The 16,864-nt window shown below is 70.8% G+C and carries 18 protein-coding genes; 9 read left to right on the forward strand and 9 right to left on the reverse strand.

From position 1 onward, the window contains the following. Positions 1–108: 108 nt before the first annotated feature. Positions 109–414: a PRC-barrel domain-containing protein gene (locus DJ82_RS07835; protein WP_094525585.1), complete on the forward strand. Its 306-nt coding sequence runs from the start codon at positions 109–111 to the stop codon at positions 412–414. Positions 415–418: 4 nt separating this feature from the next. On the opposite strand, the gene DJ82_RS07840 is transcribed toward DJ82_RS07835, so the two are convergent. From DJ82_RS07840 to DJ82_RS07860, 5 genes are all read right to left on the reverse strand, one after another. Further along, entirely contained in the window at positions 419–742 is a 324-nt protein-coding gene (locus DJ82_RS07840; protein WP_094525584.1) for a hypothetical protein, read from the reverse strand. Between the two features lie 137 nt (positions 743–879). Next, the gene (locus tag DJ82_RS07845; protein WP_094525582.1) at positions 880–1,293 is read right to left on the reverse strand and encodes a hypothetical protein; all 414 of its coding nucleotides are present in this window, start codon (positions 1,291–1,293) and stop codon (positions 880–882) included. 2 nt (positions 1,294–1,295) lie between these two features. After that, positions 1,296–1,988: a hypothetical protein gene (locus DJ82_RS07850; protein WP_094581512.1), complete on the reverse strand. Its 693-nt coding sequence runs from the start codon at positions 1,986–1,988 to the stop codon at positions 1,296–1,298. Positions 1,989–2,085: 97 nt separating this feature from the next. Then, a complete protein-coding gene (locus tag DJ82_RS07855; RefSeq protein WP_094525580.1) occupies positions 2,086–2,640 on the reverse strand; it encodes a thioredoxin family protein in 555 nt (184 codons plus the stop codon). Positions 2,641–2,719: 79 nt separating this feature from the next. Beyond that, complete coding sequence (locus tag DJ82_RS07860) at positions 2,720–3,007, reverse strand: hypothetical protein (protein ID WP_094581504.1); 288 nt, start codon at positions 3,005–3,007, stop codon at positions 2,720–2,722. A 203-nt stretch (positions 3,008–3,210) separates the two neighbouring features. On the opposite strand from DJ82_RS07860, the gene DJ82_RS07865 reads away from it, so the two are divergent. Both DJ82_RS07865 and DJ82_RS07870 read left to right on the forward strand, forming a co-directional pair. Next, positions 3,211–3,396 (forward strand): hypothetical protein, encoded by a 186-nt coding sequence (locus tag DJ82_RS07865; RefSeq protein WP_094581505.1) that lies wholly within the window; start codon positions 3,211–3,213, stop codon positions 3,394–3,396. A 50-nt stretch (positions 3,397–3,446) separates the two neighbouring features. Continuing rightward, complete coding sequence (locus DJ82_RS07870) at positions 3,447–6,011, forward strand: PAS domain S-box protein (protein WP_094581506.1); 2,565 nt, start codon at positions 3,447–3,449, stop codon at positions 6,009–6,011. Positions 6,012–6,090: 79 nt separating this feature from the next. Here the strand turns inward: DJ82_RS07870 and DJ82_RS07875 are convergent, their stop codons facing one another. The 3 genes from DJ82_RS07875 to DJ82_RS07885 all read right to left on the reverse strand — a co-directional run bounded on the left by DJ82_RS07875 (position 6,091) and on the right by DJ82_RS07885 (position 9,045). Next, complete coding sequence (locus DJ82_RS07875) at positions 6,091–6,489, reverse strand: OsmC family protein (protein WP_094525572.1); 399 nt, start codon at positions 6,487–6,489, stop codon at positions 6,091–6,093. A gap of 123 nt (positions 6,490–6,612) precedes the next feature. After that, positions 6,613–8,010 carry a sugar porter family MFS transporter gene (locus tag DJ82_RS07880; protein WP_094581507.1) on the reverse strand — a complete coding sequence of 466 codons (1,398 nt, stop codon included), beginning with the start codon at positions 8,008–8,010 and terminating at the stop codon, positions 6,613–6,615. A 312-nt stretch (positions 8,011–8,322) separates the two neighbouring features. After that, positions 8,323–9,045, reverse strand: coding sequence for a metal-dependent hydrolase (locus DJ82_RS07885; protein WP_094525568.1), 723 nt, complete (start codon positions 9,043–9,045; stop codon positions 8,323–8,325). Between the two features lie 175 nt (positions 9,046–9,220). On the opposite strand from DJ82_RS07885, the gene DJ82_RS07890 reads away from it, so the two are divergent. Together DJ82_RS07890 and DJ82_RS07895 are read left to right on the forward strand one after the other, a co-directional pair. Next, positions 9,221–10,294: a zinc ribbon domain-containing protein gene (locus DJ82_RS07890; protein WP_094581508.1), complete on the forward strand. Its 1,074-nt coding sequence runs from the start codon at positions 9,221–9,223 to the stop codon at positions 10,292–10,294. A 71-nt stretch (positions 10,295–10,365) separates the two neighbouring features. Next, on the forward strand, positions 10,366–11,505 hold the full coding sequence (locus DJ82_RS07895) for an acyl-CoA dehydrogenase family protein (RefSeq protein WP_094581509.1): 1,140 nt from the start codon (positions 10,366–10,368) through the stop codon (positions 11,503–11,505). Between the two features lie 74 nt (positions 11,506–11,579). Here DJ82_RS07895 and DJ82_RS07900 read toward each other — a convergent pair whose 3' ends face one another. Further along, positions 11,580–12,407 carry an enoyl-CoA hydratase/isomerase family protein gene (locus DJ82_RS07900; RefSeq protein ID WP_094525564.1) on the reverse strand — a complete coding sequence of 276 codons (828 nt, stop codon included), beginning with the start codon at positions 12,405–12,407 and terminating at the stop codon, positions 11,580–11,582. 94 nt (positions 12,408–12,501) lie between these two features. On the opposite strand from DJ82_RS07900, the gene DJ82_RS07905 reads away from it, so the two are divergent. From DJ82_RS07905 to DJ82_RS07920, 4 genes are all read left to right on the forward strand, one after another. Then, positions 12,502–13,245, forward strand: a complete 744-nt coding sequence (locus DJ82_RS07905; protein ID WP_094581510.1) for a fumarylacetoacetate hydrolase family protein — start codon at positions 12,502–12,504, stop codon at positions 13,243–13,245. Positions 13,246–13,641: 396 nt separating this feature from the next. Further along, the gene (gene hflX, locus DJ82_RS07910) at positions 13,642–15,036 is read left to right on the forward strand and encodes a GTPase HflX (RefSeq protein ID WP_094581511.1); all 1,395 of its coding nucleotides are present in this window, start codon (positions 13,642–13,644) and stop codon (positions 15,034–15,036) included. 61 nt (positions 15,037–15,097) lie between these two features. Further along, complete coding sequence (gene hisC, locus DJ82_RS07915) at positions 15,098–16,192, forward strand: histidinol-phosphate transaminase (protein WP_094525558.1); 1,095 nt, start codon at positions 15,098–15,100, stop codon at positions 16,190–16,192. Then, on the forward strand, positions 16,189–16,797 hold the full coding sequence (locus DJ82_RS07920) for an adenylate kinase family protein (protein WP_094525556.1): 609 nt from the start codon (positions 16,189–16,191) through the stop codon (positions 16,795–16,797). Before hisC ends, DJ82_RS07920 begins: the two co-directional genes overlap by 4 nt. Positions 16,798–16,864: the final 67 nt, after the last annotated feature.

Below are 16,864 nucleotides of genomic sequence, written 5' to 3' on the forward strand. Positions count from 1 at the left end.
CGCCGACCCTCGCCGCCGGCCTCATCGCCCCCGACCGCCGAGCCGCCCGTCTGACGGGCGTCGTTCGACAACGAACGCTTAATAGGCGCGCTCCTGACCGTATGTGATATGAACGCGGCCCCACAGGAGATCACGTCGCTCGTCGGTCGTGAGGTGTACTCGAACAACGGCGTTTTCGTCGGCGAGATCGAGGACGTGCGCCTCGATCTAGACGCGCAGGCGGTGACCGGACTCGCGCTCGCGCAGCTCAACCACGAGCTGTTCGCCGGGCGCGTCGAAAGGAACACGGGCGTCATCGTCCCGTACCGGTGGGTACGCGCCGTCGGCGACGTCGTGCTGATCAACGACATCATCGAACGGCTCGACACCGGCGGCGACGACGAAGAGGAAGCCGAGATCGGCCAGTCCGCGTAGCCGATTAAAACGGGAGCGCGTCGCGGAGGCTGGTGAGGAAGCCGCCGCCCTCCCGACGCTTGCGGTCGAACACCGGGTACAGCGCGTCGAGAAATTCGGTCTCGTTCTCGAACCGGGTCTGTGGCACCTCGTTTAGCGCCTCGGAGATTCGGATCGTGCGGCCCTTGGCGTCGTACGGAATCGCGCCGTCCTCGAGCGCGTCGACGATCTCCTCGTCGGTCGCGGGGAACGAGACGCCGGCCTCCTCGACCCGCTCGTCGAGCACGGCGATGCCGAACTCGATCGCGTCGGGCTCTGAGGAACCGCCGCCGGGTGGGCGTGCTGCCATCGGAGGGTCGTACTCGCTCGGTCCTTTTTAAACCCATGCTCGCACCGCACTCGCACGGTGGCGTCGGTCGGACGCGGTCTCGGACGGTTCGCTCCGGTGGCCGCTCGGCGCGCGCTCCGGTGGCCGCCCGTCGCGGCTTACTCCGGGATCGACTCCTCGGGCGGGGCCGCGTCCAGCAGGGCGAGTTCCATCCCGTCGCCCGAGCGGTCGAACGCGGCGACGCTCTCCTCGTCGTACGGCGGAACCGCGACGAGCACGACCGCCGCGAGGTCGTCCGTCTTCGAGACGCCCAGGAACCCGCCCGGATGCGAGAGGAACCGCCCCCCGCCGTGACCCGCCGGGGTGCCGAGGTCGACGCCGAACACCGCGTTCACCGACCCGCCGACGTCCGGCGTGAAATGCGTCACCACCGGCGTCTCGGGGCCGAGACCGGTGTCGGCGTCGAAGTCGCCCGCGCGCGTGGCCGAGAGCCGGAGGTTCGTCTCGTTCGGGTCGCGCTCCGCGGCGCGTTCGAGCAGCACCGTCAGCAGGTCGCGGGTGACGTGGATCACGGTCAGATCCCGATCGCGGACCGGAGCGTCTTGGCGTAGAGCCCCGGCGCTTTCCCCCGCGAGTTCGAGAGCGCGTCCTCGACCGCGATTGCCGCGCGGTCGAGCACGCCCACGCCGTGCCCGACCAGCACGCGGTCGGGATCGCGGCCCGAGAGCGCCGTCGTCGCCGGCGTCAGCCGGAGCATCGGGTGGACCCCGATCCGCTCGCGGTCCCCGCGGAAGTACGACGAGGTGCCGAGCGACTCCGGGACGATCAGGGTCTCGCCGTCGAAGAACCCGACCTCCTGCCACGGCGGCAGCGAGGAGTCGCGGATCCGGAACGCCTCGAAGCCGGTGTCGGCCAGCCGATCGCCGAACCGCTCGATCGGCGCGTCGAGTTCGTTCGCGACGCCGGTCATCCACTCGGGGACCCACACCGAGACGCCGTGACGGGTCGCGATCGCGGCGCTGTCGCGCTTGTGTCGGTCGAGCCCGACCACGACGCCAGCGACCGTGCCGAGTTCGGCCAGCAGGTCGTCGAGCCCGGGGGCGTCGACGGGGTCGAACACCCAGACGTCGTTGCTCTCGCTTTCCTCGTTCGGCACCGCGACCGCGTGGCTCGCGCGCTCCATCGTCTCCTCGGGATACGCGATCCACCCCACGCCGCCGTCGAACCGGTCGATCTCGTGGAGGTCTGCCTCGCCGTCGCCTTTCATTCCCATACGAACGCATTCGGCCCCGACCCCTTTCAACCCGTCTCCGGCGGCACGCCGTCCGCGCCCATCGGGCGGGGCGGCCCGAGGTCGCCGTCGTCTACGGCCACTTGATCGAACAGCCCCGGGAGGGGCGGTCGGGGATCTCGACCGCCTCGCCCGCGAGCACCGACTCCACCGCGTCTCTGACGTAGTACTCGGTCGGCTCGTCGTCCGGGTTGAGCGCGTCGTCGAGCCGGCCGTGGTACCGGAGCCGCCACGCGTCGTCCTCGCGGCCGAACAGGAACGGATCGGGCGTACAGACCGCCCCGTACGCCTCGGCGACCTCGCCGGTCTCGTCGCGGAGGTACGCGTCGTAGGCGATCGTCCCGTCGGCGACGCGCTCGCGCATCGCCTCGAACGAGTCCTCCGGGTACTCGTCGGCGTCGTTGGGGTTGATCCCGACGACGGCCAGGTCGTCGTACTCGGCCGCGAGGTCGTTGAGGAGGTCGAACTTCGCCTGCGCGTACGGGCAGTGGTTGCAGGTGAAGACGACGAGGAGCGCGTCCGCGTCGAACGAGTCGAGCTGGTGGGTCTCGCCGTCGACGCCGGGCAGTTCGAAGTCGGGGGCCGCGTCGCCGCGGTCGAGCGCCGAGTCGGACTCCTTCATCACCATGTGCGTCGATACCGCCGGCGGAAGTAAAACCGTTCCGCGGTCACCGACGGGCGACCGACTACGGGCGGTCACCGACCGATCACCGCCGTGCGAACGCCGTCGCGATCGCGTGCGCCGCGCCGATCGCGGTCAGCCAAGCGATCGCGAACGCGACCACGGCGGCGGCGATGGGCGTCCAGTTCGGGAGCGCGACCGCGCCGGCGCGGAGCGGGTCCGCCCCCACAGCCGGCGCGACCGCCGCGACCAGTCCGGCGGTCGCCGCGAGGACCGCTACCGACGCACCGAGGGCGCCGACGACGCCGACGACCCCGCCCGCGGCGGGTCGCGGCGCGGGCGCGCCCGACTCGGCACGTCGTCGCGGGCGCATCACCGAGCCGCCCCCGCCGCGTTCCGGACGTTCATCTCCGTCTTCCGGGCACGGGTCGCGCCGGCGCGCTCTCACTGTTCCCCGCGGTCGCCGATCGCTCGCTGGCACGCGAGCGCTGGCCTCGGATCCCCTCTTAAACCTCCGGTCCGACCGCTGGCTGCCGCCGACTCAGGGCTTTTGAACGGAGCCGGCGTAGACGGCCCATGGCCACCCGCGAGCCGAACTACCGAACGCTCCGGCTGCTGTGCGCGAACGCCGTCGGCATGACCGGGTTCCTGCTCGCGTACGCGCTGGGTCGGGAGTTCGCGCTCGCGCTCGTCGCGGGGCTCCTCCTCGCCGCCATCGGCTACGTCGCGTCGAGCGCGGTCGTCGAGTACGCGGGGGGGTGACGGACCGAATACGGAACGGTTAACATGTCGGATAAGGAGTACACTTACGAATGACGGGAGAGGACGCAGGCGGACCGGACGGGATCGCGGCCTCGGGTGCCTCCTCGCCCCCGATCCGCGTTCTCTTCGTCGACGACGAGCCGGGGTTCGCGGACACCGCCGCGTCGCTCGTCGAGGCGCGCGACGACCGCTTCGACGTGACGCCCGAGACCGACCCGACCGAGGCGCTGGACGCGATCGAGTCGGGCGCGTTCGACTGCGTCGTCAGCGACTACGAGATGCCCGGAATCGACGGCGTCGAGCTCCTCGGGAGCGTCCGCGAGCGGCGCGGCGACCTCCCGTTCGTGCTGTTCACGGGTCAGGGGTCAGAGCGGGTAGCGAGCGAGGCCGTCGCCGCCGGCGTCGACGCGTACCTCCCGAAGAACGGCGTCGACGATCCGTACGCGACGCTCGCGTCGCGGATCGCTGACGCGGTGTCGGAGGCGCGAACCGACCGGCGGCTCGCGGAACACCTCGACCGGATGACGGACGCCTTCTGCGGGATCGACGGGGAGTGGCGGCTCACGTACCTCAACGAGCGAGCCAGGGAGATGCTCAAGCGCGACGCCGCCGACCTCCTTGGTGACCCGATCTGGGAGCGGTTCCCCGGCGCCCGCGGGACGGTCCTCGAAGCGGAGCTCAGGACGGCGATGGAGGAGGGGGAGCCCCGCGACTTCGAGTACCGCTTCGACGCGGTCGGGGCCGACCTCGCCGTCAACGTCTACCCGTCGGACACCGGGCTCTCCGTCTACTTCCGCGACGTGACCGAGGAGAAGGAACGGGAGCGCGAGCTCCGCCAGCTCTCCGAGCGGCTCCGGCTCGCGATCGAGGGGGCCGACGTCGGCGTCTGGGACTGGGACCTCCGCAGCGACGAGGTCCGGTTCGACGAGCGGTGGGCCGCGATGTTGGGGTACGACCGCTCCGAGGTCGCCCTCGAGCTCTCTGAGTGGGAGGACCGCGTGCATCCGGACGACGTCGGCGGGGCGTGGTCGGCGCTGGAGGCGCACTTCGCCGGAGAGACCGAGCAGTACCAGTGCGACCACCGGATGCGGTCGAAGTCCGGCGAGTGGCGGTGGATCCGTGACCGCGGCCGCGTCGTCGAGCGCGACGAGGACGGCGACCCGGTCCGCGCGGTGGGGATCCACATGGACGTGACCGAGGAGAAGGAGCGCGAGCGAGACCTCGAACGCTACCGCCGGCTCGTCGACGAGCTCCCCGACGCCGTCGCGGTGTACGACGCCGACGCCCGCTTCGAGCTGGCGAACGACCGGATCGCCCAGGTGTACGAGGCGTCGCGCGAGGAGCTCGTCGGCGGGCCGAGCCGACTGATCGACCGCATCCGGGAAAGCCGCGACGGCGACCCCTTCGCGGCCCTCGTCGCCGGCGACCGCGAGACCCTGTCGGGCACCGTCGAGGTGGACTTCCCCGGGCTGCCGGAGTCGATCGTCGACTTCGGCCTGCGCCGCCTCGTCATCGACGGCGAGTTCGACGGCGTGCTCGGGATCGCCCGCGACGTGACGGACCGGCGTCGCCGACAGCGTCGCCTCGAACGCACCTCGGCGCGGCTTGAGGCGCTCTACGACGGCTCGCCCGACATGGTCGACATCCACGACGAGACGGGCGAGATCGTCGACGTGAACCGAGTGATGGCGGCGGAGCTCGGCTACGACCCCGACGAGCTGGCCGGGATGAAGGTGTGGGACGTCGACCGGGAGATGGACCCGGACGACGCCGTCGAGATGTGGGAGGATATCGAGATGGACGAGACGATTCGCTTGGAGACGACGTTCGCGCGGGCGGACGGCACGACGTTCCCCGTCGAGGTCCACGTCCGTCGGATCGACGTTCACGGGGAGGACCGGTTCCTCGCCAGCAGCCGCGATATCTCGGAGCGGAAAGCGTACGAGGATCGGATCGAGCGCGAGAACGAGCGGCTCGACGAGTTCGCCTCGATCGTCTCGCACGACCTCCGGAACCCCCTCAACGTGCTCTCCGGCTATCTCCGACTCGCCAGGGAGACGGGGAACGACTCCTACTTCGACCGCTGCGACCGGGCGCTCGACGAGATGGAACGGCTGATCGAGGACGTCCTCACGCTCGCCAGACAGGGCGACGCGGTGGGGCCGGTCGAACGCGTCGCCCTCGGCGAGGTAGCGGATCGGTACGGCGCAGACGCGTTCGGATCGGTCGAGGGCGACGGCCCCGGAGGCGGCGACGAGACCGGCGACGCCGCCCTCGAGGTCGACTTCGAGGCCGAGCGCGAGGTGCTCGCCGACCGCAGCCGTCTGAAGCGACTCTTTGAGAACCTCTTCCGGAACGCGGCCGAGCACGGCGGCGGCCGGGTGGTCGTCGGCGACCTCGAGGACGGCTTCTACGCCGCCGACGACGGGCCGGGGATCCCCGAGGAGCGCCGCGACGAGGTGTTCGACAGCGGCTACACCACCTCCGACACCGGCACCGGCTTCGGGCTCGCCATCGTCGAGCGCATCGCCGAGGCCCACGGCTGGGAGGTGACGCTGACCGAGAGCGGGTCGGGCGGCGCGCGCTTCGATTTCCGCGGCGTCGACCGGCCGTAGGCGTCCGGCGATCCGGGCCCGCGGCCGGCGCTCGGCGCGGATGCGTCGTATTAAAAAACGCAGTCGACGGTCCCGGTCTTCAGAAGGCGCCGGGGTAGACGCTCACGTCGGCGTGAAGCCCCTCGCGCAGCGCGCTGTGGACGTGACAGATCCCCTCGGCGCGCTCGGCGATGTCCGACGCGGTCTCGTCGTCGAGGTCGGCCTCCACGTGGACGTCGAAGGCGACGGCCGCCAAGTCGTCGTCGTCGTCGAGGTCGGCGCTCGCGTCGATCTGGATCTTCCCGAGGTCCTCCTCGCCGCGCTGGCTCCCGCCGACGCGGAAGGCGGGGAGGTAACAGGAGGCGTACGTCGCGACGAGCGCGGCGTTCGGATTCGGCCCCGTCTCGTCGGTCGCGTCGATCTGCAGGTCGAAGTCGCCGACCTGACTCGTGCAGGCGTACCCTTCCTCGGAGACGGTGGACGTCTCGATGTCAGACATGGTCACCCGTGGGTTCGTTCCCGGCCCGCTAAAGGCTGCCGACACGTGACGGGCCGGCCAGTGGAAACGCGCGAGAGCGACAGGTCGCGAGGAAGGGAATCGTCTCGCGGGAGGGGTCCGCGGTCAGTCGTCCGGCCGTTCGTCGGCGCCGGCTCCGGTGGCCGCCCGGAGATCGGCTTCGATGCCCTCCAGCGTTCGGCCGCTCGTCTCCGGGACCGTCCGGTAGGTGAAGACGAGCGCGACGACGCTGCAGCCGCCGAACAGCCAGAACGTCGCGGGCGTGCCGATCCCGTCGAGCAGCACGGGGAACGAGAGCGCGACCGCGAGGTTCGCGAGCCAGTTGACGACGGTGACGATCCCCATCGCGCTCCCCCGCACGGCGAGCGGATAGATCTCGGAGATCAGGAGCCAGAACACCGGTCCGAGCCCGATCGCGAAGAAAGCGACGAACGCCACGAGCGTCAGGGTGGCCAACCAGCCGAGCCCGCCGGTCGGGTCCGCGAACTGGAACACCGCGCCGGCCACGCCGAGGGTCCCGACCATGCCGCCGATACCGACGAGCAGCAGGGGTCGGCGACCGACGCGGTCGATGAGGAGGATCGCGACGACCGTCATCACCACGTTCACGGTCCCGATGGCCACCGACGCGAGGATGGACTGCGAACTCCCGAACGCGGTCGACTCCAAGATCGTCGGGGCGTAGTACATCACCGCGTTAATACCGGTAATCTGCTGGAAGACGGCGAGCCCGAGTCCGACGATCAGCGCGGGGCGCATCCACGGGCTGAGGAGATCGCGGATCCCGTTGCCCGACTGCGCCTCGACGGTCGCCTCGATCTCCGCGAGCTCGTCTTCGATGTCGCCGTCGCGCGTTCGTCGGAGCACCGCCCGCGCCTCCTCGGTCCGTCCCCGCTCGTAGAGCCAGCGCGGGCTCTCGGGCATCCGGAGCATCCCGACGGCGAGCACGACGGCGGGGACCATCCCCGCGCCGAGCATCAGGCGCCACGCGCCGGCGCCCGAGAACGCGTAGTTGACGAAGTACGACGAGAGGATTCCGACCGTCACCATCAGCTGATTCAACGACGTGAGTCCGCCTCGGACCGACGGCGGCGCGATCTCCGAGATGTACAGCGGGCCGACGATCGAGGCGAAGCCGATGGCGACGCCGTCGATCATCCGGCCGGCGACGAGGACGGGGACCGTCGGCGCGACGGCCATGAGGAACGAGCCGGCGAAGAAGACGCCGGCCGAGAGGAGGATGAACCGCTTGCGACCGATGCGATCGGAGATGCGCCCCCCGATCGCCGCGCCCGCCGCCGCGCCGACCATCGCCCCGCTCACGACGATCCCTTCCACCAGCGCGCTCAGCTCGAACGCGGTGTCGATAAAGAGGATCGCGCCCGAGATGATCCCGGTGTCGAACCCGAAGAGGAGCCCGTTGAGCGCCGCGAGCGCGGAGACGACGTACACGAAGCGACCGGCGTCCCCGCGGATCACGGCCCGGATATCAGCGGTTGACATGACGTATCAACCCGTCCGTTTTCATCTTTTATTTAGAAGTCTTCTGATTTATTATTAATTTAAATAAATTAGATAAATTTCTGTCGGCGGAGATTGCTGGAATCTACGCCGTCTCCAGTAATATTTATTTTATACTGAGTAGTATCTTATCGGCTCACGGCGTCGGTCCGAAGACGCTCCGCGGGCTGGCGGCCTCGGTTCAGCGGGCACGTGGCCTTAACTCGGTGGTCTCGGTGCGAGAGAGGGATACGGCCGTAGATTCGGGTTCGTGACCGGCGGCGGCCCGGCAGGGGATCCGTCCGTCGCCGGACGTTACTCCAGCGTGTACGTCTCGTCGCCGTCGAGAACGACGGGCTCGGCGACGGCACCCGCGGCCTTCACCTCGTTGACGAACTCCCGCGTCTCGATCTCGATCGGCGGGAACGAGTCGTAATGCATCGGGAACACCACGTCGGCGCCCACCCAGTCGGCGGCGATGCCGGCGCCCGCGGGCCCCATCGTGAAGTGGTCGCCCGCGGGAAGCGCGGCGGCGTCGGGCTCGAGGTACGGCGCGATCACGTCGACCATCTCGGACATGAGTCCCGTGTCGCCCGCGTGGTAGAACGTCGTACAGTCGGGGTCGGACTCCTGGGTCGGCTTCTTGTCGCCGACCACGAAGCCGGCGGGCATCCCTGCGGAGTAGTCGGGGTCGTTCTCGATCCCGTTCGAGTGGTCCGCGCGGACCATCGTCACCCACGCGTCGCCGCACTCGACGGTGCCGCCGATGTTCATCCCGCCGGCCGCGACCGAGTGTTCGAGACCGAACTCCTCCTGGACGTACGCGGTCAGCTCCGGCGTGGCGACCACGGTCGCGTCGGGGAACGCCGCGGCGTCGGCGACGTGGTCGCCGTGGCCGTGCGTCAAGAGTAGGTAGTCCGGATCGAGCTCCGCAGGATCGACGTCGGTCTTCGGGTTGTCGAAGAACGGATCGATCAGGAGCTCCGTGTCGTCGACGACGACGTGCCACGTCGCGTGGCCGTGCCAGGTGAGTTCCATGGTTCGTCCGGATCCTCTCGGCGAACAGTAATAAAAGTCGACGCCGCGGACCCGCTCTCGGGGACGGGAGTCGGACTCCTGAGTCGCGACTCGCGCGTTCGACCGGGCCCTCGTCCCGTCGGTCCGTGACGCGTCGGGAGAGGAATTAACACCGCTCCGACTCAACCGGTAGATCATGCCCTCCGAGCGGACCGGGAGCCCCCCATCCACCGACGCGTGTCGCGAGTGCGGCCGGACCCTCCCGCCGGACGCGAACTTCTGTCCCGGCTGCGGCGCCGAGGTGCGGACCGGCGGCGGCGTCGCGTACTGCGCCGACTGCGGCGAGCGGCTCGCGCCCGACGACGAGTTCTGCGCCGAGTGCGGGGCGGCGCGGCCCGGAGCAGGCGGTCGCGTGACCCGTCGACCCGACGATGCGGTCGATACCGAGGCGCGCCGCGCGTTCCGCGCCCGGGTGAGCGACCACCTCGACGACGGCTGGGAACTCGTCGAGGACCGCGACGATCGGGTCGTCCTCGTCGACAGGGGGGTGGGCTCGATCCCCGTCCACGTGCTCCTCCTCCTGACGACAGGCGGCGTCGGGAACCTGCTGTACGGCTGGTACCACTACTCCGAGCTGGCCGAAACGCGGCGGCTTAGCGTCTCCGACGGCCCGATTCCGGACGGCGAACTCCCCGCACCAGACGGGAACGACGACCCGCTCGTGGCCCTCTCCGGGTACCTCTTGGGCGGCATCCTCCTGCTGATCGGGCTCGGGATCGCCGTCGTCTCAGCGAGACAGGGAGCGCTCCCCGGCGCGGCGTTCGGCGCCGCGTTCGCGCTCGTCGGCCTCGCGCTGACGCCGCCCGCGGAGCGACGTCTGCGCCGGCGACACGGGCTCTCCCGGTTCGGTCGGATCCGGACCGTCGACCACCGGGTGATCCGAGCGACGGAGCGCACAGAGTCCCCGTGCGTCGTCTGCGGCGAGTCCTTCGAGCGCGGGGTCGTCCGTCGCCGCCGCGACGAGACGGTCGCGGCTGGCGTGCCGGTCCGGACGCACGCGATCGAGCGAAACCGCTACTGCGAGGACTGCGCCCGCGAGGAGCTGTTCGGCGGGTCGGAGGGAGCGGCGGACGGCCGCGCCGAGAGCGTCGACCCGACGGATCGCGTCGAGGCCGGGGGATCGACCGGCGACTGGGAGACCGTCGGATCGACTGACGACGCCGATGGCGACGGCTCGGGGGCGGCGACCGACCGCGCGGCCGACGGCTGACGCGGACGGCGTACCGGGCGGGGGGGGGACGGACCAGACCGCTTATCAGCGTCTGCCCGACAACAACGCCCATGCAGGCGCTAACAGCCGCGCAGCGCGAGTTCGCCGAGCAGGCCGAAGCGGTCGCCGCGGAGTTCGCCGAGGACGCCTACACCTGGGGGGGCGACGTGCCGTGGGAGAACCTCCGGCGGCTCGCCGAGGCGGACCTCTACTGCCCGTCCATCTCCGAGGAGTACGGCGGGCAGGGCCGCTCCGACGTGGCGGCGATGCTCCTCACACAGGCGGTCGGGCGAGAGTGTCCCGACACGGGGTGGTTCACCTACATGCAGGGGATGGTCGGACCGCGGGCGATCGACCTCTTCGGGTCCGACGCGGTCAAGGAAGAGTACCTCCCCGCCGTCACCGCCGGCGAGAGCTTCGTCTCCATCGCCATCTCGGAGCCCGACGCCGGCTCGGACGTGGGGTCGATGTCGACCGAGGTGACTGAGGAGGACGGGAAGCTCGTGTGTAACGGCGAGAAGACCTGGGTCGGCGGCGTCCCCTTCGGCGACGCGGCGGTCGCCTGGGTCAGGTTCCCCGAGGGGCTCGGGTCGGTCGTGATTCCCTACGACGACCCCGGCGTCGAGATCGAGGAGGTGTACACGAACATGGCCGGGTACGCGCAGACGCACTTCACGATCGACGACGTCGTGATCCCCGAGACGCACGTCCTGACTCGGGGGACGGAGGCGTTCAAACAGCAGCTGGTCTCGCTCAACTGGGAGCGGCTCGGCAGCTCGGTGCTCACGGTCGCGTGGGCGGAGGCCGCGCTGGAGCAGGCGCTGGCGTACGCGACCGACCGCGAGCAGTTCGATCAGCCGCTCGACGAGTTCCAGGGGATCGAGTGGCGGCTCGCGGAGATGTACCGGAACGTCGAGACCGCGGCGTCGCTGGTGTATATGTCGGCCGCCGGCGCGCAGGGCCACGACCCCGCCCCGCCGCGGCCCCAGACATCGACCGCGAAGCTCCACTGCTCGCAGATGGTCGAGCAGGTCGCGAGCGAGGCGGTCCAGATCGTCGGCGCCCGCGCCTACCAGCGGGGCCACCCGCTGGAGTACCTCTACCGCTTCGCGCGGAGCCGCCGTATCGCGGCCGGCACGGACGAGATGCAGCTGAACACCATCGCTCGGGCGCTGAAGGAGGACGGCGTGCCGCCGGTCTCGGCGCGGTAGCGCCGGTCGGCCCGCTGCCGGTCTTCGTGCGGTAGCGCGGCGAGTCACCTCCCAGACGCTTGCGTCCGCCCTCGCTACTCGTCGTACGACCGGCCGTAATCGGGCTCGCGCTTCTCGTTGAACGCCGCGACCGCCTCCTCGTGTTCGGGGTCGATGACGCAGTCCCACTGGTACTCGGCCGCCTTCCGACAGTACTCGTCGAAGCTCTGTTGTGGATCGATCAGCCGGTTCGTGTGCCGGACGGCGGTCCTCGGCTTGTCCCGGATCTCCTCGGCGAGCGCGGTGGCGGCCGCGAGAGCGTCCTCGGCCCGCTCCGTAGCGAGCCCGATGTCGACGGCGTCCTCTGGAGTGATGTCCCGGCCGGTCAGCAGGTACTCGCGGGCCTTCGACTCGCCGATCAGCCGGGGAAGGAGCCACCCGCCGCCGTCGCCGGGGACGAGCCCGACGTTGACGAACCCCTCGCGCATGACCGCGTCGTCGGCGATCGTGCGCAGGTCGCAGGCGAGCGCGAAGTCGCAGCCGGCGCCGATCGCCGGGCCATTCACCGCGGCGACCGAGGGCGTCGCGGCCGTCCGGAGCCGCCAGACGAGCTGCTGGATGAGCCAGAGGAACGCCCCGTACTCCTCCGGGTACTGATCGTCCCAGTCGGGCATCTCCGTCGTGTCCGCCCCGGCGCAGAACCCGTCGCCAGCGCCCGTGAGGACCGTCGCGTACACGCCGTCGTCGCGCTCGGCCCGCCGCACCGCGTCGTTGAGTTCGAGGACCGTGGTCCGGGTGAAGGCGTTGTACACGTCCGGGCGGTCGATGGTGACCGTCGCGACCCCCTCGCTCACCGCGTACCGGACGTCGTCGTAGTCGCGCGCTTCCGCGTCGATTTCTCCGTCGGCTGTGTCGTCGGCCATACCGGACGGCGGGCCGGCCTCCACAAATAGGTGTGCGGTCGGCCGCCTTGCGTCGACCGGGAACGCTTTTTATCCGCGTCGCCCCACGCCGCACATGCACCGCGCACGGTTCCGCGACCCGGCCGGATCGATCCGCGAAGGCACCTACGATTCCGAGAGCGACGCCGTCGCCTTCGGCGGCGACGAGTACGCGCTCGACGACCCCGCCGACGACGTGCTCCCGCCGACGGACCCCTCGAAGATCGTCTGTATCGGGCGCAACTACGCCGACCACGCGGCCGAGCTCGGCAACGACGTGCCGGATCGCCCGCTCCTCTTTCTCAAGCCGCCGAACGCGCTGGCGAGCCACGGCGACACGGTCACCGTCCCCGAGGGGAAAGACCGGATCGACTGGGAGGCCGAGCTGGCGGTCGTGATCGGCGAGCAGTGCAAGGCCGTCGACGCCGACGACGCGATGGACGTCGTCGCGGGGTTCACCTGCATGAACGACGTGTCGAACCGCGACGACCAGAACCGCGAGCAGAACTGGGTGCGCGGGAAGGCGTTCGACAACGCCGCGCCGCTCGGTCCGGTGATGGCGACGCCCGAGGAGGTCCCCGCGGACGCCGGCGTCGAGCTCCGAGTGAACGGCGAGACGAAGCAGTCGAGCGACCGCGAGCACCTCATCTTCGACGTGCCGACCCTGATCGAAGAGATCACGACGTACCTCACGCTGGAGGCCGGCGACGTCATCGCGACGGGCACGCCGGAGGGCGTCGGCGCGCTCTCCGACGGCGACACCGTCGAGGTGGAGATAGAGGGCGTCGGGACGCTCGAACACGACGTGCGCGTCCCCTGAGCGGCGGACGGGATCGCGCCGTCCGGCGCTCCCTGGGCCCCGATCGCACACCTCGTTTCCGGTGAACGCTTATGTATCGTCGGTTCGGTAACCAATACGTGAAGTCCATCTCGTTCTCGCGCTGACCGCGGCTCGCGACGACTCCGCGCACCCGTCTCCGCCCGCTTCGGAGGCCCCGGCCAGCGCCCGACCAGTGCGACCGAGAGACTCGGTCTCGGAGACAATCGCCCTCCGTTCCGGGGCGGTCCGCTCTCCGGCGACCTTCGACGCCTCTCGATCGCGCAGGGTATCGCTCCAGAACACGGTTCGTCGTCGCCGCCGCGTGCCGGACGTCGCGAGTCCGCGGTCGGCGGTGTCGAACCCCTCTCCGGGCCGACGCGAGCGCCCGACGACCCGATGTCACGAGACGAGAAATCCGACGACGAGACGCGAGACGGAACCGACAACGACCGACGCCGGACGCACCGCCTCGACGCCGGCCGTGCGCTGATCGCCGCGCGCGACGCCGACGTTCGCCCCGAGACGGACGAGATCCGCGGGCTCGCCCGCTCCGCGGGGTACGAGGTCGTCGGCGAGGTCACCCAGCGGCGCCGCGAGGACCCGACGTACGGACTCGGCCGCGGCAAGGCGGAGGAGCTGATGCGCCGGGCGTCGATCGAGGACGTCGACGCCGTGATCTACGACGGCGAACTCTCGCCCGGGCAGACGGCGTCGCTCTCCGACCTGCTCCCGGACGGGGTCGAACCGATCGACCGGACGCGGCTGGTCCTCGACCTGTTCGCCGAGGGGGCCGGCTCGCGCGCGGCCGAGCTACAGGTCGAGCTCGCCCGCCTCGAGTACCTGAAGCCGCGGCTCCGGGAGCTCATCGCGCGCGACTACGCGACCGACCTCCGGTACCACAACGAGGACGACCGACGGGTCCTCGACGTGGAGCGTCGGATCGACGACGCTCGACGCGCCCTCAGCGAGGTGACGGAGGCCCGGAGCGAGCGGCGAGAGCAGCGCCGGCGGGCGGGGTTCGACGCGGTCGCGCTGGCCGGGTACACCAACGCCGGCAAATCGACGCTGCTCCGACGCCTCGCCGACGACGTCGACGGTCCGGGAACCCACGACGATCCGGGAACTCACGCCGACATCGACGACTCCGTCTCGGCCGCCGATCGCCCCTTCGAGACGCTCGACGTGACCACCCGTCGGGCGACGCTCGGCGGCCGACGGACCCTCGTCACCGACACGGTCGGGTTCGTCGACGCGCTCCCGCACCGGAGCGTCCGGTCGTTCCGGGCGACGATCGAGTCGGTCCGCGACGCCGACGCGGTCCTGCTCGTCGTCGACGCCGCCGACGATCCCGAGACGGTCGGCGACCGCGTCCGGGCGACCCTCTCCGCCGTCGAGGAGACGGCCGGCCCGGTCGTCCCGGTGCTCAACAAGGTCGACTTACTCGACGGTCGCGAGCTCCGCGCCCGCCGCGAGGCCCTCACGGACGCCGCGGCGGACCTGAACGCTGACGGCCACGCCGTCGCCGAGGCGCTCGAACCGGCCGTCCCGGCGAGCGCGCTCACGGGAGCGGGGGTCGACGCGGTCCGGGAGGCGCTCCGCTCGGCGCTGCCGACGGAGGCGACGACCCTCCGACTGCCGAACTCGGGCGCGGCGCAGGCGCTGCTGTCGTGGGCGCACGACAGCGGTGAGGTCCGCGACGTGACGTACGCTCCGGACGGCGTGACGGTCGCGTTCGCGGGTCGACCGTCGGTCGTCGCCGAGGCGGAGCGACGGGCCGCGGACCTCCGGTGAGCGGGTCCGATCCGGGATCCGTTCGGCCACCCTTAAGACCGACCGTCCCGGACGAACGGTCATGGAACCACGCGATCTCTCGGACCACTCGCCGTACGTCCCGGGACGAGGCGTCGAGGAGGTCGCCCGCGAACGCGGGATCGACCCCGACGACCTGATCAAGCTCTCCTCGAACGAGAACCCGCACGGCCCGAGCCCGGCGGCGGTCGAGGCGATCCGCGAGCACGCCGACCGCGTCCACCAGTACCCGAAGTCCTCGCATACGGACCTCACCGCGAAGATCGCGGAGAAGTGGGACGTGGCGACCGAGCAGGTCTGGGTCTCGCCCGGTGCCGACGGCTCGATCGACTACCTCGCGCGGGCCGCCTTAGAGCCCGACGACGCCGTCCTCGTCCCGACGCCCGGCTTCGCCTACTACGGGATGTCGGCCCGGTACCACCACGGCGAGGTGACGGAGTACGCGCTCGACGCGGCCGACGGGTTCGCGCAGGACGCGGAGACGGTCCTGAGCGCTTACGGCGGCGAGCGGATCGTCTACGTCACCTCCCCGCACAACCCCTCTGGGTCGACGTTGCCCCTGGACGACGTCGAGGCGATCGCGGACGCGACCGCCGAGGAGACGCTCGTCGTCGTCGACGAGGCGTACGGCGAGTTCGCCGCGGTCGACAGCGCGATCCCGCTGGTCGACGAGCGCGACGACGTGGCGGTGCTCCGGACGTTCTCGAAGGCGTACGGGCTCGCGGGGCTCCGGATCGGCTACAGCGTCGTCCCCGAGGCGTGGGGCGAGGCGTACGCCCGAGTGAACACCCCGTTCGCGGCGAACGAGCTCGCCTGCCGGGCCGCGCTCGCCGCCCTCGACGACGAGGACCACGTCGAGGAGTCGATCGAGTCGGCGCGGTGGGCCCGCGAGCACATCGCGGACGAGCTCGACGCGCCCACGGTCGAGTCGGCCGGCAACTTCGTGCTCGCCGAGGTCGGCGACGCGGAGCGGGTCGCCGACGCGGCCCAAGAGCGCGGCGTGATCATCCGTGACTGCACCTCGTTCGGCCTTCCGAACCACGTCCGGATCTCGACCGGCACCCGCGAGGAGACGCGCGAGGCGGTCGAGCGACTGAACGAGACGCTCGCCGACCTCGGCCTCGGTGTTCGGGCGTGAGCGGGAGCGAGCGAGACGCCGCCGGCACCGGCGCCGACGGCGCCCCCGCCCGCGTCGCCGTCACCGGCACCCCCGGAACCGGCAAGTCGACCGCGACCGCCCTCTTGGAGGGTGAGTACGACGTGATCCACCTCAACGACCGCATCAAGGGCGACGACGACCTCTGGACCGAGCGCGACGTCGAGCGCGACACCCTCGTCGCCGACCTCGACGCGGTGCGCGACCGCCTCGGGGAGTGGTCGGGCGTGCTCGACTCCCACCTCGCCCACCGCTTCGACGTCGACCGCGTGATTGTCCTGCGCTGTCGCCCGGAGACGGTCGAGACTCGGCTCCGTGAGCGCGGGGAGTCGGACGCGACCGCCGAGGAGAACGCCGAGCCGGATGAACCGTCTCGAGCTCTCGCTCGCAAGGCTCGCGAGAACGCGGAGAGCGAGGCGCTCGACGTGATCCTCTCGGAGGCCGTCGCGGAGCACGGCGTCGAGAACGTCTACGAGATCGACACGACCGACCGCGACCCCGCGGCCGTGGCCGACGAGATCCGCGCCGCGATCGAGGGCGAGCGCGAGCCGAGCGCCGGCACCGTCGACTTCATCGATTATATATGAGCCCGCCGCGACGGTCGGGACGGTAGATGACCCTCGACCAGTACCGCTCGGTGGCGGACCGCCTGCT

This window comes from Halorubrum sp. Ib24 (genome assembly GCF_002252745.1).
In the GTDB taxonomy this organism is placed as follows: Archaea; Halobacteriota; Halobacteria; order Halobacteriales; family Haloferacaceae; genus Halorubrum.

Coding starts and splice junctions, on each gene's coding strand:
- DJ82_RS07885 (WP_094525568.1), bottom strand. CDS start 9,045: ATGGAACTCACCTGGCACGGCCACGCGACGTGGCACGTCGTCGTCGAC.
- DJ82_RS07860 (WP_094581504.1), bottom strand. CDS start 3,007: ATGCGCCCGCGACGACGTGCCGAGTCGGGCGCGCCCGCGCCGCGACCC.
- DJ82_RS07870 (WP_094581506.1), top strand. CDS start 3,447: ATGACGGGAGAGGACGCAGGCGGACCGGACGGGATCGCGGCCTCGGGT.
- DJ82_RS07835 (WP_094525585.1), top strand. CDS start 109: ATGAACGCGGCCCCACAGGAGATCACGTCGCTCGTCGGTCGTGAGGTG.
- DJ82_RS07900 (WP_094525564.1), bottom strand. CDS start 12,407: ATGGCCGACGACACAGCCGACGGAGAAATCGACGCGGAAGCGCGCGAC.
- DJ82_RS07855 (WP_094525580.1), bottom strand. CDS start 2,640: ATGGTGATGAAGGAGTCCGACTCGGCGCTCGACCGCGGCGACGCGGCC.
- DJ82_RS07905 (WP_094581510.1), top strand. CDS start 12,502: ATGCACCGCGCACGGTTCCGCGACCCGGCCGGATCGATCCGCGAAGGC.
- DJ82_RS07875 (WP_094525572.1), bottom strand. CDS start 6,489: ATGTCTGACATCGAGACGTCCACCGTCTCCGAGGAAGGGTACGCCTGC.
- hflX (WP_094581511.1), top strand. CDS start 13,642: ATGTCACGAGACGAGAAATCCGACGACGAGACGCGAGACGGAACCGAC.
- hisC (WP_094525558.1), top strand. CDS start 15,098: ATGGAACCACGCGATCTCTCGGACCACTCGCCGTACGTCCCGGGACGA.
- DJ82_RS07840 (WP_094525584.1), bottom strand. CDS start 742: ATGGCAGCACGCCCACCCGGCGGCGGTTCCTCAGAGCCCGACGCGATC.
- DJ82_RS07880 (WP_094581507.1), bottom strand. CDS start 8,010: ATGTCAACCGCTGATATCCGGGCCGTGATCCGCGGGGACGCCGGTCGC.
- DJ82_RS07895 (WP_094581509.1), top strand. CDS start 10,366: ATGCAGGCGCTAACAGCCGCGCAGCGCGAGTTCGCCGAGCAGGCCGAA.
- DJ82_RS07850 (WP_094581512.1), bottom strand. CDS start 1,988: ATGAAAGGCGACGGCGAGGCAGACCTCCACGAGATCGACCGGTTCGAC.
- DJ82_RS07865 (WP_094581505.1), top strand. CDS start 3,211: ATGGCCACCCGCGAGCCGAACTACCGAACGCTCCGGCTGCTGTGCGCG.
- DJ82_RS07890 (WP_094581508.1), top strand. CDS start 9,221: ATGCCCTCCGAGCGGACCGGGAGCCCCCCATCCACCGACGCGTGTCGC.